The 24,874-nt window shown below is 35.8% G+C and carries 25 protein-coding genes, 1 pseudogene, 1 riboswitch and 2 other annotated features; of the genes and pseudogenes, 19 read left to right on the forward strand and 7 right to left on the reverse strand.

Annotated features, from left to right (window positions below; all coding sequences use genetic code 11):
* Positions 1-194 precede the first annotated feature (194 nt).
* From cobA to LOK41_RS12650, 4 genes are all read left to right on the forward strand, one after another.
* Positions 195-971, forward strand: a complete 777-nt coding sequence (cobA, locus tag LOK41_RS12635) for a uroporphyrinogen-III C-methyltransferase (protein WP_241816808.1) — start codon at positions 195-197, stop codon at positions 969-971.
* 1 nt (position 972) lies between these two features.
* The gene (locus tag LOK41_RS12640) at positions 973-1,725 is read left to right on the forward strand and encodes a sirohydrochlorin chelatase (protein ID WP_241816809.1); all 753 of its coding nucleotides are present in this window, start codon (positions 973-975) and stop codon (positions 1,723-1,725) included.
* Positions 1,700-2,311: an NAD(P)-binding protein gene (locus tag LOK41_RS12645; RefSeq protein WP_241816811.1), complete on the forward strand. Its 612-nt coding sequence runs from the start codon at positions 1,700-1,702 to the stop codon at positions 2,309-2,311. The genes LOK41_RS12640 and LOK41_RS12645 overlap by 26 nt, the downstream gene beginning before the upstream one ends.
* A 66-nt stretch (positions 2,312-2,377) precedes the next feature.
* Positions 2,378-2,624: a binding site (T-box leader), on the forward strand.
* Between the two features lie 111 nt (positions 2,625-2,735).
* A complete protein-coding gene (locus LOK41_RS12650) occupies positions 2,736-4,094 on the forward strand; it encodes a sodium-dependent transporter (RefSeq protein ID WP_241816813.1) in 1,359 nt (452 codons plus the stop codon).
* 193 nt (positions 4,095-4,287) lie between these two features.
* Here LOK41_RS12650 and LOK41_RS12655 read toward each other — a convergent pair whose 3' ends face one another.
* Complete coding sequence (locus LOK41_RS12655; protein ID WP_241816815.1) at positions 4,288-5,580, reverse strand: murein hydrolase activator EnvC family protein; 1,293 nt, start codon at positions 5,578-5,580, stop codon at positions 4,288-4,290.
* Positions 5,581-5,998: 418 nt separating this feature from the next.
* Between LOK41_RS12655 and gltP the strand changes: the two genes are divergently transcribed.
* From gltP to LOK41_RS12700, 9 genes and pseudogenes are all read left to right on the forward strand, one after another.
* Positions 5,999-7,270: a glutamate/aspartate:proton symporter GltP gene (gene gltP / locus LOK41_RS12660; protein ID WP_241816817.1), complete on the forward strand. Its 1,272-nt coding sequence runs from the start codon at positions 5,999-6,001 to the stop codon at positions 7,268-7,270.
* A 67-nt stretch (positions 7,271-7,337) separates the two neighbouring features.
* Positions 7,338-7,859 (forward strand): ribonuclease FAU-1 family protein, encoded by a 522-nt coding sequence (locus LOK41_RS12665; RefSeq protein ID WP_241816819.1) that lies wholly within the window; start codon positions 7,338-7,340, stop codon positions 7,857-7,859.
* A 146-nt stretch (positions 7,860-8,005) separates the two neighbouring features.
* Positions 8,006-8,110: riboswitch (SAM riboswitch) on the forward strand.
* Between the two features lie 95 nt (positions 8,111-8,205).
* The gene (locus LOK41_RS12670; RefSeq protein WP_241816820.1) at positions 8,206-9,522 is read left to right on the forward strand and encodes a Na+/H+ antiporter NhaC family protein; all 1,317 of its coding nucleotides are present in this window, start codon (positions 8,206-8,208) and stop codon (positions 9,520-9,522) included.
* 167 nt (positions 9,523-9,689) lie between these two features.
* On the forward strand, positions 9,690-10,046 hold the full coding sequence (locus LOK41_RS12675) for a lmo0954 family membrane protein (RefSeq protein ID WP_241816821.1): 357 nt from the start codon (positions 9,690-9,692) through the stop codon (positions 10,044-10,046).
* A 44-nt stretch (positions 10,047-10,090) separates the two neighbouring features.
* Positions 10,091-10,753: a PspA/IM30 family protein gene (locus tag LOK41_RS12680; protein WP_241816822.1), complete on the forward strand. Its 663-nt coding sequence runs from the start codon at positions 10,091-10,093 to the stop codon at positions 10,751-10,753.
* A 106-nt stretch (positions 10,754-10,859) separates the two neighbouring features.
* Positions 10,860-11,600, forward strand: coding sequence for a cell wall-active antibiotics response protein LiaF (gene liaF, locus LOK41_RS12685; RefSeq protein ID WP_241816824.1), 741 nt, complete (start codon positions 10,860-10,862; stop codon positions 11,598-11,600).
* A complete protein-coding gene (locus LOK41_RS12690) occupies positions 11,600-12,655 on the forward strand; it encodes a sensor histidine kinase (protein WP_241816826.1) in 1,056 nt (351 codons plus the stop codon). Before liaF ends, LOK41_RS12690 begins: the two co-directional genes overlap by 1 nt.
* A complete protein-coding gene (locus LOK41_RS12695; protein ID WP_174099567.1) occupies positions 12,652-13,284 on the forward strand; it encodes a response regulator in 633 nt (210 codons plus the stop codon). Before LOK41_RS12690 ends, LOK41_RS12695 begins: the two co-directional genes overlap by 4 nt.
* A gap of 50 nt (positions 13,285-13,334) precedes the next feature.
* A pseudogene (locus tag LOK41_RS12700) lies at positions 13,335-13,663 on the forward strand (DUF3992 domain-containing protein).
* 25 nt (positions 13,664-13,688) lie between these two features.
* Here the strand turns inward: LOK41_RS12700 and brnQ3 are convergent.
* The gene (brnQ3, locus tag LOK41_RS12705; protein WP_241816829.1) at positions 13,689-15,044 is read right to left on the reverse strand and encodes a branched-chain amino acid transport system II carrier protein BrnQ3; all 1,356 of its coding nucleotides are present in this window, start codon (positions 15,042-15,044) and stop codon (positions 13,689-13,691) included.
* A gap of 59 nt (positions 15,045-15,103) precedes the next feature.
* Positions 15,104-15,362: a binding site (T-box leader), on the reverse strand.
* A gap of 43 nt (positions 15,363-15,405) precedes the next feature.
* On the reverse strand, positions 15,406-16,944 hold the full coding sequence (locus LOK41_RS12710; protein ID WP_241816830.1) for a bifunctional metallophosphatase/5'-nucleotidase: 1,539 nt from the start codon (positions 16,942-16,944) through the stop codon (positions 15,406-15,408).
* A 330-nt stretch (positions 16,945-17,274) separates the two neighbouring features.
* On the opposite strand from LOK41_RS12710, the gene LOK41_RS12715 reads away from it, so the two are divergent.
* Complete coding sequence (locus LOK41_RS12715; RefSeq protein ID WP_174099683.1) at positions 17,275-17,484, forward strand: hypothetical protein; 210 nt, start codon at positions 17,275-17,277, stop codon at positions 17,482-17,484.
* Between the two features lie 16 nt (positions 17,485-17,500).
* Here LOK41_RS12715 and LOK41_RS12720 read toward each other — a convergent pair whose 3' ends face one another.
* Positions 17,501-18,292, reverse strand: a complete 792-nt coding sequence (locus LOK41_RS12720) for a class I SAM-dependent methyltransferase (RefSeq protein ID WP_241816831.1) — start codon at positions 18,290-18,292, stop codon at positions 17,501-17,503.
* Positions 18,293-18,424: 132 nt separating this feature from the next.
* Here LOK41_RS12720 and LOK41_RS12725 point away from each other — a divergent pair, with 132 nt between their 5' ends.
* On the forward strand, positions 18,425-19,255 hold the full coding sequence (locus LOK41_RS12725) for a YhfM domain-containing protein (protein ID WP_277818614.1): 831 nt from the start codon (positions 18,425-18,427) through the stop codon (positions 19,253-19,255).
* A gap of 53 nt (positions 19,256-19,308) precedes the next feature.
* On the opposite strand, the gene LOK41_RS12730 is transcribed toward LOK41_RS12725, so the two are convergent.
* Positions 19,309-19,506 carry a hypothetical protein gene (locus LOK41_RS12730; protein WP_174099572.1) on the reverse strand — a complete coding sequence of 66 codons (198 nt, stop codon included), beginning with the start codon at positions 19,504-19,506 and terminating at the stop codon, positions 19,309-19,311.
* Positions 19,507-19,623: 117 nt separating this feature from the next.
* Here LOK41_RS12730 and LOK41_RS12735 point away from each other — a divergent pair, with 117 nt between their 5' ends.
* From LOK41_RS12735 to hmpA, 3 genes are all read left to right on the forward strand, one after another.
* Positions 19,624-20,721: a site-2 protease family protein gene (locus LOK41_RS12735; RefSeq protein WP_241816835.1), complete on the forward strand. Its 1,098-nt coding sequence runs from the start codon at positions 19,624-19,626 to the stop codon at positions 20,719-20,721.
* Positions 20,722-20,844: 123 nt separating this feature from the next.
* Entirely contained in the window at positions 20,845-21,366 is a 522-nt protein-coding gene (locus LOK41_RS12740; RefSeq protein WP_241816836.1) for a hypothetical protein, read from the forward strand.
* A 202-nt stretch (positions 21,367-21,568) separates the two neighbouring features.
* Positions 21,569-22,777 carry an NO-inducible flavohemoprotein gene (gene hmpA / locus LOK41_RS12745; protein ID WP_241816837.1) on the forward strand — a complete coding sequence of 403 codons (1,209 nt, stop codon included), beginning with the start codon at positions 21,569-21,571 and terminating at the stop codon, positions 22,775-22,777.
* 20 nt (positions 22,778-22,797) lie between these two features.
* On the opposite strand, the gene LOK41_RS12750 is transcribed toward hmpA, so the two are convergent.
* On the reverse strand, positions 22,798-23,310 hold the full coding sequence (locus LOK41_RS12750; RefSeq protein ID WP_174099576.1) for a Crp/Fnr family transcriptional regulator: 513 nt from the start codon (positions 23,308-23,310) through the stop codon (positions 22,798-22,800).
* A 192-nt stretch (positions 23,311-23,502) separates the two neighbouring features.
* Here LOK41_RS12750 and LOK41_RS12755 point away from each other — a divergent pair, with 192 nt between their 5' ends.
* Positions 23,503-23,727 (forward strand): hypothetical protein, encoded by a 225-nt coding sequence (locus LOK41_RS12755; RefSeq protein ID WP_098489849.1) that lies wholly within the window; start codon positions 23,503-23,505, stop codon positions 23,725-23,727.
* 290 nt (positions 23,728-24,017) lie between these two features.
* Here the strand turns inward: LOK41_RS12755 and LOK41_RS12760 are convergent, their stop codons facing one another.
* On the reverse strand, positions 24,018-24,818 hold the full coding sequence (locus LOK41_RS12760; protein ID WP_241816839.1) for a sulfite exporter TauE/SafE family protein: 801 nt from the start codon (positions 24,816-24,818) through the stop codon (positions 24,018-24,020).
* Positions 24,819-24,874: the final 56 nt, after the last annotated feature.

Consider the following 24,874-nt stretch of genomic DNA (forward strand, 5'->3'; position numbering starts at 1 on the left):
TAATAGGAATGGAAGTTTCACTTTACCCCGCACTAACGGGCAGTAATACCCTCACTTTAGGATTTTAGGAAATCGAAGAAGTTAGGTGGAGGATAACTGTCCGTAAGTGCCCGATTGGTTCAACTAACCATCAGTGGGGGATGAAACTCCCCACTGATGGAAGTTTCACTTTATAGTAGAAATGAGGAGAGATGATGGGAAAGGTATATATTGTTGGTGCAGGGCCGGGAGATCCGGATTTAATTTCTGTAAAAGGAGTAAAGTGTATCGAGCGGGCGGATGTTATTTTATACGATCGTCTTGTAAATAAAGAGTTACTTTCTTATGCGAAGCCAGATGCTGACTTAATATATTGCGGAAAACTCCCAAACTATCACACAATGAAACAAGAAACTATTCACGCCTTTCTTGTTAAATATGCAAAAAAAGGAAAAATTGTAACGCGATTAAAAGGTGGAGATCCGTTTGTATTTGGAAGAGGTGGTGAAGAAGCAGAAGCGTTAGCGAAGCATGGTATTCCGTTTGAAATTGTACCTGGTATTACAGCAGGGATAGCTGCTTCTGCATATGCGGGGATTCCCGTAACGCATCGAGATGCGAGTGCAAGTTTTGCGGTTGTGACAGGGCATCGAAAAGAAGGTGCTGAAGAAGAAGTAAAGTGGGAAAACTTAGCGAAAGGTGTTGACACGCTTGCTGTTTATATGGGAGTAAGTAATCTTCCTTATATATGTGAACAACTTCTGAAACATGGAAAAGGAGAAAATACGCCAGTTGCTATTGTAGAATGGGGAACTACATCATCTCAGCGAACCATTACAGGAACGTTAGGAACAATTGTAACGATTGCTGAAAAAGAGCAGGTCCAAAATCCGAGTATGATTGTAATCGGGGAAGTTGTTCGTTTCCGTGAAAAAATTCATTGGTTTGAACAACAGGCGGACATTACGTATCCTGTAAGCGGAGTGTTATAAAATGAAAGCTGTATTATATATATGCCACGGAAGTAGGCTGAAAGAGGCGAAAGAGGAAGCAGTAGGTTTTGTTTCTGCTTGTATGAACCGTGTATCAGCTCCTATTCAAGAACTATGTTTTTTAGAATTAGCACAGCCTGATATTCCAGAGGGATTTGCTAATTGCGTAAGAAGAGGAGCAACAGAAATTGTCGTTGTTCCTGTCTTTTTATTAGCGGCAGGGCATATGAAAGAAGATATCCCAAATGAACTCCAAAAAATGCAAAATAAATATCCTCACATTGCAATTACTTACGGAAATCCGTTTGGTGTTTCGGAATCACTCGTGTCCGCTACGTATGAGGGAAGCGGTATTAAAGAGTATGAAAGTGGGGTAACCCTGTTGCTTGTTGCAAGGGGGAGTAGTGATCTTGAGACGTTACAAGATATGAAACGTATTGCTTCTCTGTTTGAAAAAGAGAAGAAAGTAAAAAAGGTAGAAGTATGTTATTTAGCTGCGGCAGAGCCTAGGTTTGAGGAGAAATTAAAAGAAGTTGTAGAACGAAAAGAGGAGAATGTTGTCATTCTACCTTATTTGCTATTTACAGGCTTATTAATGAGACACATTGAGAAGGAAGTACGCGGATACCATTCTACAAATATATATGTAAGTCCTTATTTAGGAAAAAACTGTGTATTTCAAGAAATGTTAATCCAGAAAACGGAAGAAATATTAAGGGGAGATGAGTATGTACCCACTTACAGTACGAATTGAAAAGAAACGTGTTGTTGTCATTGGCGGTGGGAAAGTGGCATCATTTAAAATCACCCCTTTATTAAAAGCAGGAGCGGATATAGTTGTAGTGAGTCGTGAATTAGATGCGAATTTAGTAAAGTTTGTAGAATCGAAGCAAATTCGTTGGTTTCAAAAAGATTATGAAAAAAGTGATGTAGAAGGTGCTTTTTTAGTAGTGGCAGCTACAAATGATTCAATATTAAATGAATCCATTGCAAAAGATGCATCATTAAACCAGCTTGTTAATGTAATTACTAATCCTGAAAGTGGAAATGTTCATTTTCCGGCAGCTATTCATCGAGGGAAGCTCAATGTTGCTGTTTCTACTGGAGGTGCAAGTCCGAAACTTGCGAAAAAGATTCGGGATGATATTGCTGCGAAATATGATGAGACATATGAAAAATATCTTGATTTCTTATATGAAGTGAGAATGAAAGTGAAACAATTGCCATTAGAAAAAAGAAGGCAGAATATTTTATTACAAGAAGTATTGAAGCTTGAGTATATTCAAAACGAGCAGAAAAGGGAAAGGTTTTTACAAGAGTTAGATGAAAGGGTCTATTAAAGAATAAATTAAATTCTTCTTTACAAATATAGCAATCTACTCTATAATCACAAGTAACTTCAATAGATGAAATCGATGAGCAAGAAGAGTACGTATATTTGATGCGTTCAGAGAGCTGGGGGAAGGTGTGAGCCCGGTACGATAAAATATACAGAATGGGCTTGCGAGAGGTATGCTGAACAGATTAGTAGGCAACCCGGGTTCCGCCGTTACAAGGATAGGGTATCGGAATTTTTCCTGTACCTGAACAAGTGGGATTGTTGATCCAATTGAGGTGGTACCACGGTATTCTATTACATATATCGTCCTCTACATGCATAGTAGCATGTAGGGGACTTTTTTATTTTCTAAAGGAGGTGGGCGAGTATGAAATGAAAGTGTATAATTAAGAAAAATATAAATATTCAGAAAAGGAGAATTTACGATGAAAGAAACACAGCAATGGACGTCGAAAATTGGTTTTATACTCGCAGCAGCCGGAGCTGCAGTAGGACTTGGAGCGATATGGAAGTTTCCATACGTTGCAGGTAATGGAGGGGGAGGAGCGTTTTTCCTAGTCTTCCTATTATTAACGTTATTTATTGGTATGCCTCTTCTTTTAGCGGAGTTTGTTATTGGCCGCAGTACACAAAAAGAAGCGGTTACTGCATATAAATTGCTAGTACCAAATAGTAAATTATATCCATGGATTGGTCGTATGGGAGTTGTTACTTGTTTTAGTGTACTATCCTTCTATAGTGTTGTAGGTGGATGGATTTTATTATATTTATATTATAGTGTGACTGGTAACTTTTGGAATGGTGCAGTGGAATACGGAAAATTGTTCGAGCAAACAATTTCGAATCCTGCTAGTGCAGTAGGTGCTCAGTTAATCTTTATGCTTTGCACTATTTATGTAGTGAGTAAAGGTGTGGAAAAAGGGATCGAAAAGGCAAGTAAATATATGATGCCGCTATTATTTATTTTATTTATTGCTATCATTATTCGTGCTCTTACACTTGATGGGGCATGGGCTGGCGTTGAGTTTTTCTTAAAACCAGATTTTTCAAAATTAACAGCTGATACGATTTTGTATGCGATGGGACAATCCTTTTTTTCATTAACAGTAGGTGCTTCAGTAATGGTAACATATAGCTCATACTTAAAAAAAGAAGAGCATTTAGCGAAATCCGCAACCTCGATTGTAAGCTTAACAGTTTTTGTTACAGTGCTTGCAGGATTAGCGATTTTTCCGGCGATATTTGCATTAGGGGTTAAACCAACAGAGGGACCGGGTTTATTGTTTATTATTCTTCCAGCTGTATTTGCGAAAATACCATTCGGACAATTTTTCTTTATTATGTTTTTAATTTTATTCTTCTTTGCAACGTTAACTTCTGCAATCTCAATGCTTGAAATTGTTGTTGCATCTGTAGCGAAAGATAATGAGAAAAAACGTCCTTCAGCATCATTTATTATTGGATTACTCATTTTTGCGGTTGGAATTCCATCAGCTTTATCATTTGGAGTTATGAGTGATGTGAAAGTCTTCGGAAAAACATTTTTTGACTTAGTGGATTTTGCAGTAAGTAATGTGTTGCTCCCGTTAGGAGTACTAGCAATTTCACTGTTTGTACCGAATAAAATGAGTAAAGATTTATTAATGAAAGAATTAGAAGTTACAGAAACGAAAGGAAAAACATTATTTAACGTATGGTTTTTCTTGCTACGCTACATTATTCCGGTAACGGTAGTGATTGTGTTTTTAAATGCAATTGGTGTATTTAAAATGTTTACAAAATGAGCGGGGATCTTTCCCTGCTTTTAATTTAATTTTAGTTTTGTTGCTTTTATTCATTTTAATCGCTAGGTAAAAGGTATGTTTTAGAATATATATTGTTAAATAATGATAGGCGGGACAGTATAACTACATTTAGGTTATGTATATTATGTATTATTTATATAAAAAACTCGGCATACGCCGAGTTTTTTTGCCGTTAAATATAAGGTGCTGGATCAACTGCATTTGTTTTACCTACATTCCATTCACCAATATGAATTTCAAAATGTAAATGTTGACCAGTAGATTGCCCGGTGTTTCCCATGAAACCTAATTGTTGCCCTTGTTTTACAGTTTGTCCGACAGATACAGAGCGGCTGCTCATATGAGCGTATACTGTTGTATATGTTTTGCCGTTCATACGATGTGATAAATAGACAACATTTCCATAACTAGATGACATATCAGATCGAATTACAACACCATCAGCGGCTGCTACAATTGGTACTGTACCAGAAGCTGCGATATCTAAACCAGCGTGGTGACCTCGTGAAGGATCGTTAAATCCTGAACTGAATCTTCCAGTTGCTGGTTTTATAAAGCCGTTTTTATTTATATCTTGCGGTGTTGGAGCAACTTGTATACCTTCCTTAGCAGAAGCGGTTTGTGAAGCCTGTTTCTGTGCTTCCTCAGCTTTACGAGCTTCCTCTGCCTTTCGTGTTTCTTCAGCTTTACGAGCTTCTTCTGCTCGTTTTTCTTCTTCAATCGCTTTTTGAACAGCCAGGCGTTGATTTTCTAAAATGCTTTTAGATTCTTCTAAACCTTCAATCTCAGAATCTACCTTTGATACTTTAGCGTGTAAATCGCTAATAAGTGCTTGTTGTTCTTGCTGATTCTTTTGAAGTTCTTGCTGCTTTTGTTCTAATTTTTGTTTTGATTCGTTTAATTGTTGTTCTTTCTTTTCAACAGCTTCTTTTTCTGTTTTTACAGTTTCTTGATCAGTTGTTTGTTTTTTTACAATCTCTGTATCGTTATTTAAAATCAAGCTAACAGAATACATATTATCGATAAGATCTGCAAAATTGTTTGAGCTCATTAATACTTCAGTTACGATATTTGTTCGAGGTTTTTCTTGCATGGATTGAAGTCGTTGTTTAATGACGTCCTGACGAGTGGCAATATTTGTTTGCAATTGCGCAATACGTTTTTTCTGTTCTTCAATTGTTTGTTGTGCTTTACTAATCTCTGTTTTTATATCGTTTAAATCAGCTTCATTTTTATTAATAGAAGCTGTTAACTCATCAATCTTTTTTTGTAAGTCTTGAATTTCCTTTTCCATCTGTTCTTTTTCTGCTGACTTGTTCTGTAATTCTTGTTGGTTACCCTCTAATTCGGATTGAATATTAGATAATTTATCTTGACTTGTTTCTGCATATGTAACTGACTGCAATGGAGAAACAAAAATAGCACTTGCTGTTAATACGCTGAAAGCGACGTATTTCTTTTTCATAGTGGTTTAGCTCCTTTCCCTATGATGTATATATCATAATTGGAAGAATACTGTCTATTATTGTAATCATAATGTAACGAAAGTTTTATAAATGTACTATGAATTGTCGGGAATAAGGTAATTTTTGTATATTATTTCGTTGGATGTAATGAAAATAAAGGAGAGAGAACACCGATAAACACTTTAAGGAATCGTTCTCATGTTAGGTTTTCTGACATGGGTTTTGTTTTTGTCAAGAAAATTATTTGTGTTCACGCAAACTTATTTTGTTGTCAGATTTCATTTTTTGATTTATCATTTTTAACAGGGACAAAAATGTAGTGAATTGTCGAATAATATGTAATACTCTTAATTTCTTAGTTTTATAGAAAAAGAGAAATGCAGAGTTAGAGTATCTAAGAAGGGGGTTGCAGCAAGTATGAAAAGGATAGGACTTGCATGGCAAATTTTAATAGGACTTGCGCTTGGTATTGCAGTAGGGGCGATTTTTTATGGCAATGCAGCAGTTGCAGGATACTTACAACCAATTGGTGATATTTTCATCCGATTAATTAAAATGATTGTTGTACCGATTGTCGTAGCGAGCATCGTTGTTGGTGTTGCTGGCGTTGGTGATGTGAAAAAGCTAGGACGATTAGGCGGAAAGACAATTCTTTATTTTGAAATTATTACAACAGTTGCAATTGTTGTTGGTCTACTGGTAGCGAATATTTTCCAACCAGGAAAAGGCGTAAATATGGATGAGTTAACGAAGACAGATATTTCTAAATATACGCAAACGACAGAGCAAGTGCAGAGTCACTCTTTTGCGGATACATTTGTAAACATTGTTCCGACAAATATTGTAGAATCATTAGCAAAAGGTGATATGCTTGCTATTATTTTCTTCTCTGTACTATTTGGTTTAGGGATTGCAGCAATCGGTGAAAGAGGAAGACCGGTTCTTCAATTTTTCCAAGGTGTAGCGGATTCAATGTTTTATGTAACAAACCAAGTTATGAAATTCGCGCCGTTTGGTGTATTCGCTTTAATTGGTGTAACGGTTTCTAAATTTGGTCTTGCTTCATTAATTCCATTAGGTAAACTAGTGATTGTTGTTTACGGATCCATGATTTTCTTCGTGGTAGTAGTATTAGGACTTACAGCGAAAATATTTGGTATTAACATTTTCCAATTCTTTAAGATCTTAAAAGACGAGCTTATTTTAGCGTATTCTACTGCAAGCTCAGAAACGGTTTTACCGAAAATCATGGAGAAAATGGAGAAGTTCGGTTGTCCGAAAGCAATTACATCTTTCGTTATTCCAACAGGTTATTCATTTAACTTAGATGGATCTACGTTATATCAAGCTATTGCAGCGATTTTCTTAGCGCAAATGTATGGTATTGATTTATCTCTTACGCAGCAAATTACATTATTGCTTGTATTAATGGTTACATCTAAAGGGATTGCAGGTGTACCGGGTGTATCATTTGTTGTATTATTAGCAACATTAGGTACAGTAGGTATTCCGGCAGAAGGATTAGCATTTATCGCAGGTATTGACCGCATTTTAGATATGGCACGTACGGCAGTTAACGTAGTGGGTAACTCTTTAGCAGCTGTTGTTATGTCTAAGTGGGAAGGTCAATATGACGATGCAAAAGGACAAGCTTATCTAAAAGAGCTTTCCGAAAAACAGGCAGCTTAATAGCTATTGGCAGAGCCCTCGCATAAGATGTGGGGGCTTTTTTGTATAGAAAAGGAGTTAAAGAATAATGAAACGAAAATATGGCGATGGCTCTACTTGGGAACGGTTGATAGAGAAAACATATGAAGTGAAGACAATTGAGCAAGGGATGTTAGGTGTGCTGTGTATGCAAAAAGTGAAAGAGCCCAGTTACAAGCAATATAACAACCAAAAACTTTGTATTGTAAATGATGGATATATATGGGTGCAGTATTTTATTAGTGATAAGAACTTTGCGATTACAGCTATGTTAAATGAAAAAAAGGAATTAGTACAGTATTATATTGATGTGGCGAAAAAATATAAAATAGATGAACGAGGTATGCCGTATTTTGATGATTTATATTTAGATGTAGTGCTATTACCGAATGGTGATGTATATTTGTTGGATGAAGATGAATTAGAAGAGGCTTATATAGATGGAGCTATTTCTAAAGAGGAATATAATGAAGCGTGGGATACAGCAAAATGGCTTATCGAAGTAATTGGAAAGGACAAGTTTCCTTGGATTACAATTTTAGAAAAAGAAATTCGAAAGTTAAAATGTTGATTTTCTTTTCGTTATGCGGATTTATTCGTAATTTTTTATAAATATCAAAAAATACCAATTATTTTCATACAAATAATAATTGACTTTTGATTTGTAAGCGAGTAAAGTTAGGGAAGAAATTATTATTAAAAATAAAATATGAAACCTTCTTATAAAGAGAGGCGGAGGGACTGGCCCTACGATGCCTCGGCAGCGGACTCATAATAGAGTGCTGTGCCAAATCCAGCAAGCATGTGCTTGACAGATGAGGAGAGTGTTTCTTATAAGTATATAAGACCTCTTCTTTTCGGAAGAGGTCTTTTGTTATGAGATAGAAAAGGTTTTAGAACTAGGGAGAGATGTTATTTTGAAACAAACGAAAGGGAATGGCTTAGCATTATTACCGCTTGGAATATTCTTAGCGCTATTTATTGGTTCTGGAATTATTACAGGGGATTTTTATAAATTGCCGATACTTGTCGCTATTTTAATTGCTGTAGGGACTGCATTAGTGATGAACAGGAAAGAAAGCTTTACATCAAAAGTAGAACGGTTTGCCAAAGGGGCTGGTAATCCGGATATTATGATTATGGTGTTGATTTTTGTACTTGCTGGTGCGTTTTCTGAAACAGCAAAAGGAATGGGCGGAGTTGACTCTACAGTTAATTTAGCGCTATCTATTTTACCGCAAGGGTTCATTGTTGCGGGAATTTTTGTTATAGGTGCTTTTATTTCACTAGCAATGGGAACTTCGATGGGGACTATTGCAGCGATAGCACCAATTGCAGTCGGGATTAGCCAGCAAACAGATATTTCTATTGCGTTAACGATGGCAACTGTTGTTGGCGGAGCGATGTTTGGTGATAATCTATCGTTTATTTCTGACACGACAATTGCAGCTGTTCGTTCACAAGGTACGGAAATGAAAGATAAGTTTAAAACAAACTTTTTAATTGTTTTACCAGCCGCAATTATTACAATTATAGTATTGGTTTTCCTTACATTAGGAAATCATACGGAAATCAAAGCTCACACATTTGATTGGGTGAAAATATTGCCGTATGCGGTTGTGCTTATCACAGCTTTACTTGGATGGAATGTGCTCGTTGTGTTAGCAGGCGGAACAGTTCTAGCCGGTTTTATTGGTCTTATTGATGGAAGCTATACATTAGCTAGCTTCTTTAAAAGTGTTACAACAGGGATAAATGGAATGATGGAGCTTGTATTACTGGCAATTTTAATCGGTGGAATGGTTGAAATCATTCAATATAATGGTGGTATTCAATATTTAATGAATACATTAACACGTAATATTCGTTCGAAAAAAGGTGCAGAATTCGGAATCGCTAGTTTAGTTAGTCTGACGAATATTTGTACAGCGAATAACACAATTTCTATTATATTTACTGGTCCGCTTGCAAAAAATATTGCTGATCAATATGAAATTGATCCACGAAAATCAGCAAGTGTGTTAGATCTTTTTTCATGTTGCATACAAGGATTAGTTCCATATGGTGCTCAAATGTTAACGGCAGCAGGATTTGCAGCATTGTCACCTGTTGAATTGTTACCATATGCGTTTTATCCAATCTTAGTTGGGGTATGCGGTATAGTTTCTATTTTAATTGGTTTTCCAAAGTTTTCAAAAGTAGCGGAAAAAAAGCAATATCATAAAACAGCATAAAGAAAAAGGATGCTTTATACGAGGCATCCTTTTTTATATTTACCTTAATATAAGACTGACTTGGAATAGGTCTTAAGTCTGATTAGAAAACGGTTCTTAAGCTCGTTATGGAAAAATGAAAAAATAGTTAAGATAAGAGTATCAAATCGAAGGGAGGCGAGCACAAGATGAAACAATTTTTAGCGTTTATCGCAGCTGGTATTTTGGCTTTAATTGCTCTTGGTAGTCTTGCTGGTATTGTAGGATTTGCAATTGGAGCAGGAATTGTGTACTGGAGCTATAAATCATTTGTGCGAGCACAATCATTTTTTGGAAAGTTAGCTTGGGGTATTATCGGTTTAATCGGATTGTCAATTGCTCTTTCCCATTCTCCAGCGTTAATCGGTATCGCAGCATTAGTAGTACTATACTATGGATACCGTGAGTGGAAAAAAGATAAAGATGCAGTAGTTGATTCCGCTTCAGAAGGATCTAAACCATATAGCAACTTTGAAGATGAGTGGAACAAGTTAATGAAAAACTAATATAAAACAATTTAAATCATAAAGTAAAAGAGAGGAAGATTATAATGAAACAATCTTTATTCGGGCGTGTACGTGATGCAATTTTAGCAGATTTTCATAATGTTTTAGATGAAAAAGAAAGAAAAAATCCAATCGCTATGTTAAATCAATATTTACGCGATAGTGAGCGTGAAGTAACAAAAATTGAAAAATTAATTCAGCGCCATAAAACATTAAAATCTAACTTTGCTCGTGAACTTGAGCAGGCTCGTTATTTCGTAAATAAGAGATCAAAGCAGGCGATAATCGCACAAGAAGCAGGGGAAATGCAACTACATGAACGTGCATTAGAAGAAGTTGCATATTATGAAGGGCAAGTCGCTCGTCTAGAGGAAATGTATGCAGGTGTATTGGAACAAATTGATGAGTTAGAACGTCGCCTTTCTAAAATGAAGAATAAGTTAAAAGAAATGAATGCAAAGCGTATGGAATTAATGGCTCGCGAAAATATGGCTCATGCCAACCGTCGCATGAATACGGCTTTTCATAAAATGGATGAGAATAATCCGTTCTTACGATTTGAAGAAATTGAAGATCACATTCGTGATTTAGAGCTTCGCATGAATGAAGAGCATGAGCGTGATACATTTGATATGAAAATTGCAAAACTGGAACGCGAAATGAAAGAAAAAAATGAAGTATCTTTAGACAAAGAAGTAATAAAATAATTGTAGTATATTATAAAACGAGCTTATGATATAGTGATAGAAGAAAAGGTGTTGGAAAGCAATACCTTTTTCTTCTATTTATATGTAACAAGAAGGGGGAGCTGAAATGAAGAAACAATTTTCTAAATCACAACTAGTGGGGATGCTCCTCATCATATTTGGATTTGGTCTTTTTCTTGATATGGTTCTCGGACATTTTGAACCAGGTGCTCTTATCTTTGCATTTATTATGATTATGTTCGGGAGATATTATCGGAAAAAGAATCGATATGTGAGAGGGAATGTGTTTTTATTTGTCGGAGGGATTGTTTTTTTATTCTTCCTGTTTTCATCAGCGGCCTTCGTACTCGTTGTATTTGCTTGCTTAGCCTTCATCGGTTATCAGCTTATTCAAGGACAGCAAAAGCCAAAAACTGTAAAGGTGGAAATTAAGGAAAAAGGATATATAGATGAAGAAAAACAAATCTATCGAACAGAACCATATCTTAAGAACATAATGCTTGGGAACATAAGAATGATGGACCACATTTATGAGTTAGAAGATATTAATGTCCAGTATGGAGTCGGTGATGTTGAAATTGATTTGACGACGGCGATGATTCCAGAAGGGGAAACGGTCATTGTTATTCGTGGCGTTATTGGTAACATTCGTTTGTATGTTCCATATGATATTGAGCTATCTTTAAATCATTCTGTCATCATGGGAAGAGTTTTACTTCCGGGGCATGAAGAAACAGGTTTTAATCGAAATGTTACGTTTAAGACAGAACAGTACAAAGAAGCTCCACGCCGTATTAAAATTATTTCTTCGCTTGTCGTAGGCGATACGGAAGTGAGGAAAGTATAATGAAAAAGCAAGGAAATATTTCATGGATGTATATTCGTTATTCTATGTTATCTTCTGTTAGTATTGCACTTATTTGTACAGTTGTATATGTGTGGAAAAGTGGGCAAGAAGTATATGATTTATTATGGAAAGAATCCATTGCTTCTGTTCCAATTGGCTTGTTAATTATAAGTACAAGTCTTCTTATGGGTGGAATTGTAGGGTATGCGATTGGTTATTATATGCAGCAACGTATTCAAGGCTTGAATACTTTCTTGTTTGAAGTAGAGCGTGGGAATTTCCCAAAGGATGTTTCGTTTACTGCGGAAGATGAATTTCATGAAGTAGAGCGAAAAGTAATTGCGCTTGCTCGAAGATTAGAGGAACAGGCTGGGTTATTTCAAAAGGTAACGAATGAACGAGCGCATTGGAATGAAGAAATGAGACAAGAAGCGATTTCACAAGAAAGGCATCGATTAGCAAGGGAACTGCATGATTCAGTGAGTCAGCAGCTTTTTGCAATGTCTATGATGATGTCAGCGATTAATGAACAGGTAGAACATATGCCAGAAACAACCCAAAAGCAATTGCAACTTGTGGAAAATATGGTTGTAAATGCGCAATCGGAAATGAGAGCATTACTTCTGCATTTACGTCCTGTACAATTAGAAGGTAAAAAGTTAACAGAAGGCATCGAAGAACTGCTAACAGAACTTTCTAGAAAACAACATATGAAAATAGAATGGTTGATTGAACCGATTCAATTACAAAAAGGTGTGGAAGATCATTTATTCCGTATTGTACAAGAGGCATTGTCTAATACATTACGGCATGCAAAAGCAAAGAAAACGGAGGTACGCCTGCGCCAAATCGATCAGTATGCGATTTTGAAAATCATTGATGATGGTGTTGGATTTGAGGTAGGTGTCAATAAAGCTGGATCATACGGCTTAAGGTCTATTCAAGAGCGTGTCCATGAAATTGGTGGAACGTTAAAAGTGCTTAGTTTTCCAAATAAAGGTACACAGATTGAGGTGAAGGTACCAATTATGATAGAGAGAGGGGGAGGATTATGATTAAAGTATTGCTTGTTGATGATCATGAAATGGTGCGAATGGGTGTATCAGCATATTTATCAACTCAACCGGATATTGAGGTAGTCGGGGAAGCAGAAAATGGAAGAAAAGGTTCGGAACTAGCGTTAGAATTAAGGCCGGATATTATTTTAATGGATCTTGTTATGGATGAAATGGATGGTGTTGAGGCAACACGTGCCATTATTCAAGAATGGCCTGAAGCGAAAATTGTAGTCGTAACGAGCTTTTTAGATGATGAAAAATTATATCCTGTCATTGAAGCAGGTGCAACAAGTTATTTATTAAAAACATCAAGAGCAAGCGATATTGCTGATGCAGTGCGAGCGACTTATGATGGGGAAACAGTACTTGAGCCGAAAGTTACTGGGAAAATGATGTCTCGTATGCGTCAAAAGAAAGAACAACCTCTTCATGAAGATTTAACAGAACGAGAGTCTGAAATTTTATTATTAATTGCAGAGGGAAAAAGTAATCAAGAAATTGCGGATGAGCTATTTATTGCACTCAAAACTGTGAAGACACATGTAAGTAATATATTAAATAAATTGAATGTAAGTGATCGTACGCAGGCGGTTATTTATGCATTTAGACATCAATTAACGAAATAAGATGAACTTCCACTCGAGATGACTTGTTTCATTAGTGGAAGTTTTCTTTATTGACGCATCCATTTGAAAGCGTTATCACTCCATTAGAAACACTACATACAAAGGGGGAAAGTGTATGTTAGTTCAAACAATATTTGAAAAGAGTAAAAAAGAAAAGTTAGGAAATTACGTGAATGCATTGCAAGCGATTCAGAAGCAATATGATATTGAAACAGATTGTATAGCAATCATTGAAGCGACAGAAGAATATTATTTATTTTTAGTAAAACAAATAGAATGTTATGATGTTGTAAAAGTAGAAACAGTTGATACGAATCTTGAATATTATACAAAAGCATATAAAGTAAGTAGTTTTAGTCGTATGACTTACCAAATGTAAAAAAACTCCCGAAATGGGAGTTTTTTTAGGACACTCTACGTTCAGAGGAATCTTCTATTAATGGTACAGGCTTTTCACCCTGTAATTTTGCAATGACAAGACCGATCATTGCTCCAGTAAGTGCTGGTAAGAGCCAGCCGATTCCTTCAGTATATAGTGGAATATATTCAAAGTAAGAAGTAATAGATGTAACAGATACGTTTCCTTGTTTTAAGCCATCAAATATACTTACGACTGCAGCTCCAATTAAAGCGCCAACGTAAACAGAGCGGTAACCGCCGAAATACTTATGAAGTAGCGATAAGAGTACAAGTACGATAGCAATTGGATATACAACAAGTAAAACGGGTACAGAAATCGCAATGAGTTTTGTTAATCCTAAGTTTGCTACTAAAAGTCCTAAGCCGCAAATCATACTTGCTAAAGTTTTGTATGAAAATTTTGTAAATAAAGTTGAGAAATATTGACTGCATGCTGATACAAGTCCAACGCATGTTGTTAAGCATGCAAGTGTTACGATAACAGCTAGTAAAGAAAGGCCGTATGGACCAAATAACTGTTGAACGATAACGGTAAGTAATTGCCCGCCATTTTTTGCATACCCAAGTGAAACACTAGTTACACCTAGCCATCCAAGTGCTCCATATACAAGAACGAGCCCTGTAGCTGCAATCAGCCCTGCTTTTGTTGTTGCGATTGCAACTGCCTTGCGATCTTTTACACCTTTTGAGCGGATTGCATTCACGACGATAATTCCAAATGCAAGAGCCGAAATTGTATCCATTGTTAAATAGCCTTCCATAAATCCTTTGAAAATTGGAGAAGATTGATATTCTTGCATTGCTGGACCTGATTCCCCAAGTGGTGTAAACACACTTTTTATAAATAAAAAGAAAATAGAAAGTAATAAGATAGGCGTTAATACATTGCCAATTCGATCTACTAATTTAGAAGGGTTTAAACTTAGCCAATATACAATCGCGAAGAAAATAACAGTATACGTCAATAATGCGAATCCGCTTGTACGAATATCTACTGGTAAAAAAGAACCTACACCCATCTCGTATGCAACGTTTGCAACGCGGGGTATTCCCATAGATGGACCGATTGCAATATAGACGACAACGGTAAAGAAGATTCCGAATATTGGGTGAACACGACTTGCAAGTTGCTGCATTCCGTTACCTGAAAGAGAGATTGCGATAACAGTTAATAGTGGTAATCCAGCCCCTGTTAGTAAAAAGCCAAACATGGCTGGCCAAAAGTGCTCACCAGCATTTTGTCCAAGCATTGGAGGGAAAATTAAATTACCTGCTCCAAAAAATAAAGAAAATAGCATAAGACCTGTGGAAAAAACATGTTTTTTCGATACAGTGTTCATTGTTTTTCCTCCTTTTTATAAAAATTCATTTGTAAGAACACAAAAAACTCGCCCCTTAATAAAGGGACGAGTTATATTTACCCGCGATACCACCCTAGTTCATACATGTAGAAATACATCTATATGTATGCGGCTTTACAACGTACAACATGATACGTGTTCCTTGTAACGGGGGACGGCCGGTAAGAACTTACTACATCGTTCTGTTCTACTTCTCGGAGATGATTTTCGGTTACGTACTGAACATTGGCTTTCAGCAAAATGCCAACTCTCTGGGGAACAGCCCTATAACGTACTCGTTCTCTTCAATGAATTTTGTTCAAGTATTCTGACAGTATTTTCACATGTTTTTTTTATAAAGTCAATAGTTTTTTTGAATAAAATTTTGAGGAAGTGCATCTATATGAGAGATGGACCGGATGTAATCTGCAAAAGCTTCCTGATCTGTCGGGCCTTCCGTACGATTTTTTCCGGATTGAAATGTTATAAATTTATCTCCTCCATTTGCTAAAAAAGAATTGACTACAACGGAGTATGTTTGATCATCTCGTAATGGTGTTCCATCCTCTAAGAAAATAGATTGGGTGATGCTATTTTTCCAAGTATAGCGAATATCTGAAGTTTGTAGCATACGAGTTTCCTCTTTCCGTTGCTCTTGTAAAATATTTCGGATATCTTTTCCTGATAAATCCATTTTGATTAACTTATTACCAAATGGCTGTATCAGGAAAGAATCTTCCCATGTAATGATCCCTTTTTTAAAATTATGGCGGATGGTTCCAGGATTTACGAAAGAAATATCTGCTTGCATAGTTTGACGCTGAGCTATCGCAAGAAAAGTTCCCAATTTTGATTCACCGTGTTCATTTTGCTCTCGTGTTAACTCGTATTCGGTTACGCCCAGTTGTTCATCTACTTTAGATTGAATTTTTGTGGTGTAGGAATCAATCCAGCTTTTTATATGTAAATCAGGAGAAAGTGCATGTTGATAGACTGGGACAATTGTTGCATCTTTCTTCGTAATATCTTTTGTTTGACGATTTAATGTAGCAGTTACGCTTGAAAAGGCTTTTCCATATGAGTATGCTTGCACAAGTAGTTTTCCGTTTACCTTTCCATTTATATAGGAGTGGCTGTGCCCACCGAATATAATATCAACGTCAGTATCTAGCTGATTTGCTAAATCAGCTAAAGCTCCGTTTGTGTTACCGCCTGTTGTACTACCACCAAGGTGGGCAAGAATAACAAATGCATGAATCCCTTTCTTTTGTAGTTGCTGTACATATAAATTAATGGAAGAAGCTTCATCCAAAAAGAAGATAGAGGACATATTCGTATGCATGGTTAGAAATGGAGTATCTTTTGTAACGACACCAATGAAGGCAATTGGAATACTATCAATCCATTTAATTGTATAAGGAGAGAAGAGTGGCTGTTTCGTACTACTATCTAACACATTGGCGCATACATAAGGAAATGAACTACCTGAAAACGAATTTTTTTGTGTAGTAAGTTCACCATTAATTAGTTGTTGCAGAACAGTAGGCCCTTTATCAAATTCATGGTTCCCTATTGTGCCAACATCAAATTGAAGATGATTTAAAAATTCCATCGTTGGTTCATCATGAAATAGTGCTGAAATCGGAGGGCTCCCGCCAATCATATCTCCTGTATGAACAAGTAAGGTGTTAGGGTTCTTATCGCGGTAGGATTGAATATAAGCAGCTAGGTAATCAGCGCGTCCTACAGCTTTACTATGCAATGTTGAAGTGGTATTTAATTGGCCGTGAAAGTCATTGAGTCCAAGAATTTGCACGGATACGTCGGTAGGTGGAGAAGGATAGAATAGAGAGGGAAAAATCAGTTGGATAAGAAAAGAGAGTAATAGAAAATAGTTCATATTAACACTCCTCTATTAAACTTATTTTAGATTGTAGATTTTTATCACGCTATTTGCGGACAGTAGCATTTTTATCTCAAAATTAAGCGGTTAGGTAGGTGATGAGGGGTCTGTAAAAGTTCGATTGGTGAAGGATGATTAAAGTTTCACTTTATTGTATGAGGAGTGAGAGGGAATATTTTGTAAAAAGTACGTAAAAATATAGAGGGAATGTAAAGTTTTTTGAGAAATATGACAATTTAAATAAGAAAGCAGGAATCTTTTTTATCGATAGAGAATAATACTACAATCCACTTGCTGGAAAGAACAAACCAAAAAGAGGTGACGGAAATGCTTGCGATGGGTGTATTGTTTGGAATTATAGTAATTTGTGGTTTCATATGGTTATATTATGCGCGTTCTTTTAAACAAGCAGAAGTGTTACTCTTTCAAAAAGGAAGTTTGTTGACAAGTCAATCTAGATATTTAGTATGTTCCAAGTGTGGAAGTGCACAGGCCAGAAGTGGAGGATATCAAGAGTGTTGCAAAATTAGGTTATGAAAGAAGCCTCACAAAATTATGTGGGGCTTTCTTCAGATTTTGTGGCACTCCAAATGGTCCAGCGATCTTGTTCGATAATTGGAGCTATGTTGTGTAGCTTAGTATGAATACGATGCAGAAGCTGAGAAAGTTCATTATCCGTTAACTCGTATAAAATAGATCGACCTGTTCGTGGTGATAAATCTTGTAGTAGTGCTTCGATGGAACCATGGATTTTTCGTATTTCCCACATTGTTTGAAGTGGAAGTGGGTGCATGCCGTTTTGTGCTATTAATTCCTGTATATGCGTTGCTTTTGGTCTTCGCTTTTCCTCTATTTGAATGAGCTTAGGATAGATGGAGAAAAAATATCCACGAATATGTTCTAGGCTTCCGGGAATCGTACAATCTTCGATGGTGCGATCTTGAAGAATAAGCATTCCATCTTTCTTTAAGATACGTGAGGCTTCTTGCAAAAATTTTGGGATGTCTTGTAAATGATGGATAACAGCACGGGAAATCACAATATCAAAAGTTTCATTAGTAAACGGCATATGTTGAGCATCACCGTGAACGAATGAGATGTTTTGGAAGGAAGTGCAATTTTTTGTTGCTGCTTGCAACATCTTTTCGGAAAAATCGAAACCAACGACATTGTTAGCTCCCATAAGAGCTAGTTCTTTCGTATAAATACCACCACCGCAGCCAATATCGACTATATTTTTATCGCTTACATTAATTATACTTTGGATCATTTGGCGCCAAGAAAGATCTGCATCCCGTGTAGCGTAGGTGTACTTATTATTCGCGTCATGAAAATTAATAGACATATGAAAACCCCCCTTCGTGTTTATTATATCTCATTTCAACATACATAACGTTTTTGTTTCATTTTGGGTAACTATAAGCTTTTCTTATTGTTCTAGATAGGAGGATTTGGAGTGAGCAGAAAATGTTTGTTAATGGTATTCATTTTTTTATTAGTATCGTGTAGCCAAGTTGAACAAAAAAAGGAGAAAAAACAAGTAGAAGAGACGGTGAATTCTATGCAGGAAAGTATACAAGTAACAATTATGCAGAAAGGGAAGATCGAAAAGGTTTTAAAACAAGAGGAAGCAAAAAAAGTAGTGAATATTATTAATAAGGCTGAAAAACAACAAATAACAGGGAGTTTTGGAGAGCCAGAGTACGAAATTCAAATTGAGAACAACGGAAAGAAGAAATCATATCGCGCATGGTTAAGAGGAGAAGATCGGAAAGGGTGGTTACAAGATGAAAAAGGTACGTATATGCTTACAAAGTCTGATACGGAACAACTTTTATCTATACTTCCATTAGCTCCGGAATCAACAAGTGATGATACAAAAGTGAATGTATTAACAGAAGTGACAAAAAAGGATTTGCAAATTACCGCTTTTCACATTAAAACAAATGAAAAGAACATAAATTATACAGTATTTTATACGATTTCGGATTCTTTATATAAAATATTGGAAAAAGAAAGAGAATACTATTTTCAGTTGACTTTTCCTGCTAAAGTACAACAAGTGATTGGAAAGACAACAAGTGAAATCATGAAAGGCGAGAAAGTGAAAGAGGGGTATAGACAATATGAAGTGAATATTGTTGTACCAATAGAGAATGCATCGGCTTCTCAAATAAAAGCATTAGAAACTTACTATGATAATTATGATCTACAAGTATTGAATCATAAAAAAGAAAAAATAGGTGCATTTCAAAATATTATTCAAATTGTAAAAGATTATGGTGAAAAAATGAATTTACAAAGATAGCGAAACTCTTTCCTAGGAAATGATAATAGAGTGAACCGAAAAGGTTCACTCTATTATTTTGTTTTTGTAGATAGCTCATTTAGTGATTTTCGTGTAATAAGATAGGAAATCATAAGAGCAGAAAGAATAATAAGAATAATAAATAGATGCTTTGGTAACAAATCTAATAGTAAGACGTAGCCAACGGTATAAAAGATTAGTGACGAAGCTAAAAAGGAAAGAGTGCTAATCATGAAAGATTGTAATGTCATTTTTTTCTACCTCCTTTCGTTATTAGTTTTGGCTAAAATTGGATGAAATAAACGTGATTTCCAATAAAAGAAAAAAATATGGCATAATAGAGAAAAAGAAAGAGAAAGGAGAGAGGTATGAAAAATAATACAAAAGGATTATGGGGAATTGTAGCGGCCGTAGGCATATTTTTGCTTTCTAAGTTGAAATGGGTATTTGCGATTTTTAAACTCGCAAAATTTTCAACAGTATTTAGTATGCTATTATCACTTGGGGCATATGCGGCTATATATGGATGGAAATTTGGTGTAGCACTGATTTATCTGCTTTTTGTTCATGAAATGGGACATTTGTGGGCGGCGAAACGAAAAGGTATACCTACGTCTCCAGCAATCTTTATTCCGTTTATGGGTGCTCTTATTGGAATGAAAGAGATGCCAAAAAACGCAAAGGATGAGGCTTACCTTGCTTATATGGGCCCTCTTTTTGGTTTGTTGTCATTTTTACCAGCAATTCCGCTCTATATGATAACAAAGGAACCATTTTGGGCTCTTGTTATTTTACTTGGAAGTATGTTGAACTTTTTTAACTTGATTCCAGTTTCTCCGCTAGACGGGGGACGAATTATTTCTGTTGTAAGTACAAAAATTTGGATGATAGGTCTCGCTGTATTACTTGGATATTCTATTTTCTTTAAGAGTATTATGGGTGGATTCATCTTTATAATCGGTTGTATGGAGCTCTATCGGGTGATGAAGCGAAATAAACCAATTGAAGAATTAGGATATAAAGTAGATGTGATGAGAGTTTATCTTGCGAAACTTCAAGAAGAACTAGAGGAAACAGAAGCTGTTCACCGAACGCTCTATATGATCCATCATGAAATGAAGCTGTTAAAGCAAAAAGAAAAAGAGAAGCAACTAGAAGTAGGAGAACGTCAAAAGATTGAAGTGTTGGAGTACGTATTACCAAAATTTGAACCGCTTGACTATGTACCATATGAAGATGAAAAAGAAGAATATTTCATTCGGATAAGAGAAACTTTAGAAGTCTCAGAAAGAAAAATGAACGAATGGGAAAAAGAAAAGAAACAACAAGAAGATTATTATAAAGTAGATGCTAAAACAAGGTGGACGGTGTTTGCTTGTTATATTGGTTTACTTGCGATACTTGGTTACACTGCTTATGAAGGATATGCAATTTTACAAGAATATTTGCCACAGCGAAATGTGTAGAAAAACAGTGTCGAAATGGTCAGAAGAATTTATACAGGAATTTTGCTTCTACAAGAGAATGTTACAAATATAACGGCATATAGAAATAGATGTAACATTCATGGTAGAAAAGGAGTTTGGTGTATGAAGAGAGTGTGGGCGATACTTGGAATTGTGATTGTGATGGGCATTACAAGTTATAGTTTAATGAGAGTATTGTTACATTATGCAAGTAAACCTGTTGGAATATCTGCACTGCCACAAGTAGAAGATGTGCAAGAAAAGAAAAAAGTATTGCAATTCATCCGTACGACACACGAAGATTATAACAATCTCTTAAATTATGGAAAGGCTGAGAGATATACGGAAGGGGATTGGAACCATCTCGTACGGTGGTTTCAAAAACAAGAACCGTCTTTAAAAGATATACATAGGGAAATAAAGGATGAAAAGATAAAGCGGGATGTAAGGAGAAGCTATGAGATATTGAAAAAGGGCATAGAAGTTAGGAAGATTGAATATGTAGTGTATGCTCATCGTGTTTATCACGACTTGGATATCTTGGTAAATAAATATACAGGTGAAACAAATGTATGGGGATACACAGAGTTTGGAGACGGAAAAGATGCACAAGTAATTGAACAAGCTCTACAATCTCAGTCATAAGCTAGCCTATTTTGGTTAGCTTATTTTCTTTTGGAAAAGATAGGAAAGTGTATATGAAATGAGTGTACATAATGAAGGTTAAATTGAAATCGTTCATACATTTTTCACAAAAACACCATGTTTATAGTGATTAAAATCACAACCTTCCATTTTGGCTTCGTTTACAATAACAATATACAAGGAAAGAGAGGAGTGGGATATAATGTTAAGTGAAAAAACAATTGAAATTGTAAAATCAACAGTACCATTATTACAAGAAAAAGGTGTTGAAATTACAACTCGATTTTATCAAATTATGTTCTCAGAACATCCTGAGTTATTAAATATTTTTAACCATACAAACCAGAAAATAGGAAGACAGCAACAGGCATTAGCAAGTGCAGTGTATGCAGCAGCAACGTATATTGATAATTTAGAAACTATTATTCCTGTTGTAAAACAAATTGGTCATAAACATAGAAGTTTAGGAATTAAAGCAGAACACTATCCAATTGTCGGAAAATGTTTACTACAAGCAATTAAAGAGGTTGCAGAAGCACCACAAGAAGTGTTAGATGCTTGGGGAGAAGCCTATGGTGTAATTGCGGATGCGTTTATTAGCATCGAAGCAGAAATGTATGAAGAAGCGGCAAAAAAAGAAGGAGGTTGGAAAGATTTCCGTAACTTTGTCGTTGTGAAGAAAGAGAAAGAAAGCGATGTGATTACATCGTTCTATTTAAAACCAGAAGATGGAGAGGAGTTATCTTCATTCTTACCAGGTCAGTATGTAACGGTTCAAATAAATATAAACGGTGAAACGTATACACATAATCGCCAATATAGTTTATCGGACGCTCCTGGAAAAGGCTACTATCGTATTAGTGTGAAACGGGAGACAGCTGCAGAGACACCGGATGGAAAGGTATCTAATTATTTACACGATTATGTTCAAGAGGGGGATATATTGCCACTAAGTGCACCAGCAGGGGACTTTGTATTAAATATGGATTCAAACTTACCGGTTGTATTAATCAGTGGTGGCGTTGGTATCACGCCAATGATGAGCATGTTAAATACATTGGTTAAGCAAACTTCAAATCGTAAGGTATACTTTATTCATGCAGCATTAAATAGCAACGTGCATGCGATGAAAGAGCACGTGCAGCAGATAGAGAAAGATTATGAACAAGTAGAAGTATACACTTGTTACTCTTCACCAACAGAACAAGATTTACAAGCGGAAAATTTTGATAAAGAAGGTTTTGTTGATTTAGATTGGTTACAATCAATTATTCCTACAAATGAAGCGGACTTTTATTTCTGCGGCCCGGTATCATTTATGAAGCATATTAATAAGGCTTTAGTAGAATGGGAAGTTTCACCTGAACACATTCATTATGAATTTTTCGGACCGGCAGCAAGCCTAGCGTAAGGCAAATAAAAAACGAGGTGTTAGTTCGCCTCGTTTTTTATTTGTTCTCGTAACAAGCGATTTACTGTTTCACGGCGTACGCCGATAAGTTGTCCAATTTCTGTTTGTGTTAAGATCTCATAGATAGGAATTCCATCTAAATACAGTGAGAACCACTCTTGCAAACGATGGAGACGTTCTTTTGGAGAAACAGTTGTTAATTGATCAATTCGCTGTTGCATCATGCGTAATTTTGTTTGTAGCTGCAGAGCGACATTCGCATATAATTCTGGATTCGCTTGTAATTTTTCGTACCATGTAGTTCCTATAATAGGTTCGACCTCTGTTTTAATTAAAGCAATTGCTGTACCATGATACTCTTTCGGTGAAATTAAAGAGTGGTGAGGGATTGTCTCACCAGGAACGATAATGTTAAATAAAAATGGTGTTCCATCTTCTTGTAATCGAACGACTTTTAATAGACCTGTTTTAATAAAGTATAAAGGCCCTTCTTCACCTTGACGAAATAATATATCCCCTTTATGTAGAATCAATGTTAGCACCTCTTTTAAGTGTTCCTATTTGTTCATTTTACTGATATATGTGTGTATCACAAGTATACATGTTAAAAAGAAGAAAAGCCTACAAAACAGCAATTGTATTGACGAAATGTATGCTATTACAGTAGTATACTATTTAGTGTGTAATAGTACTAGCAATAAATACGCTGTAGGGGGTTTAATATATTGTTAGATGCGAAGATGACTGATATGAGAATTCCAGCTAATGCCGTCATACATGTGGAAGAGATGAAGGGTGGAGTCGTTCTATCAGTTGAAATAGAAGGTCAAATTATTTATACAATGGCTTATGATGAAGAAACGGATAGCTACGCTGAATTGTATGATAGAAATGATAAACGAGCACGTCAAGTGCATGAAGATTTTATGGGGTGGTCACTCCTTCACTAAAAGATGTCAATATGACATCTTTTTTTGTTGAATCGATAGATTATACGAATTTATGTAATAAATAGATAAAATTTGTAATAATTGATTTTGCATTGTTAGCACATTGTAAAGGCAAAGTGTCTGGTTTTTCGCTATTATAGGGATAACAGTCGCAGCCATAGGAGTGATCAACTTGAATAATCTGCATATTTCAAACTTAATATTGTTGTGTGTGTGCGTAGTATTATGTGTTGTGTTAGGAACATTTTTATATTCTTGCGTATAAAAAAACGCATTCTAAAAAGAACGCGTTATAGAAATGAAGTAATAATTAATCTAGTTCCAAGAATGATCAATGTAATACGTAATAAATTAATAATTGCATTACCGGTTAATTTTGTATTAACGAAAGCCCCAATTTTTCCACCGATCCAAGCGCCTGGAATAAGAATTAATGCATAAATCCAGCTAACATTTCCAAGAGAAATATGAGTCAAAGAACTTACAATTGCTGATAAAAAGACAATAAACATGGAAGTTGCAACAGCAATTTGTGCAGGGAATGCGAAAAGAAGCATCATTGCTGGAACGAGTAATGCCCCGCCACCAATTCCAAATAATCCAGATATGAACCCAACTACAAATGCGATAATAATTGAAAGAAACGGTGGGAATTGATAATGAACAGTATTACCTTCAGCATCTGTGAAAGAACGTTTAATAACAGTTGCATTTAAGAGGGAAAGAGGTTTCAATTTATCACGTAACATGAGAAGGATAGATACAAAAATAAGAAAAATTCCAAAGTATAAAGAGAAAGAATCCTGATTCAAAAATTTGTTTGCCCACGATCCAATGATGCCCCCAGGACCGCTTCCTATAAATAAAATAAGTCCACTTTTATAATCTACTCGCTTATGTTTCATATAAGTAAGAGTAGAGGAGAGACCAGTGAAAACTACGGTCACAATTGATGTTCCAACTGCGATCTGTGGTGATAAACTATGCAGTCCAATCAGTAAAGGAACGATGATAATTCCCCCACCAAGTCCAACTAGACTTCCGACTGTTCCTGCAATTAATCCAATAAAAAGTAACATGATGTATTCCAAAATTGCCAACTCCTCTGTATAACTAATACAACATTCATTATACACGCTTTTTGAAA

Source organism: Bacillus sp. TL12, from assembly GCF_022625245.1.
In the GTDB taxonomy this organism is placed as follows: Bacteria; Bacillota; Bacilli; order Bacillales; family Bacillaceae_G; genus Bacillus_A.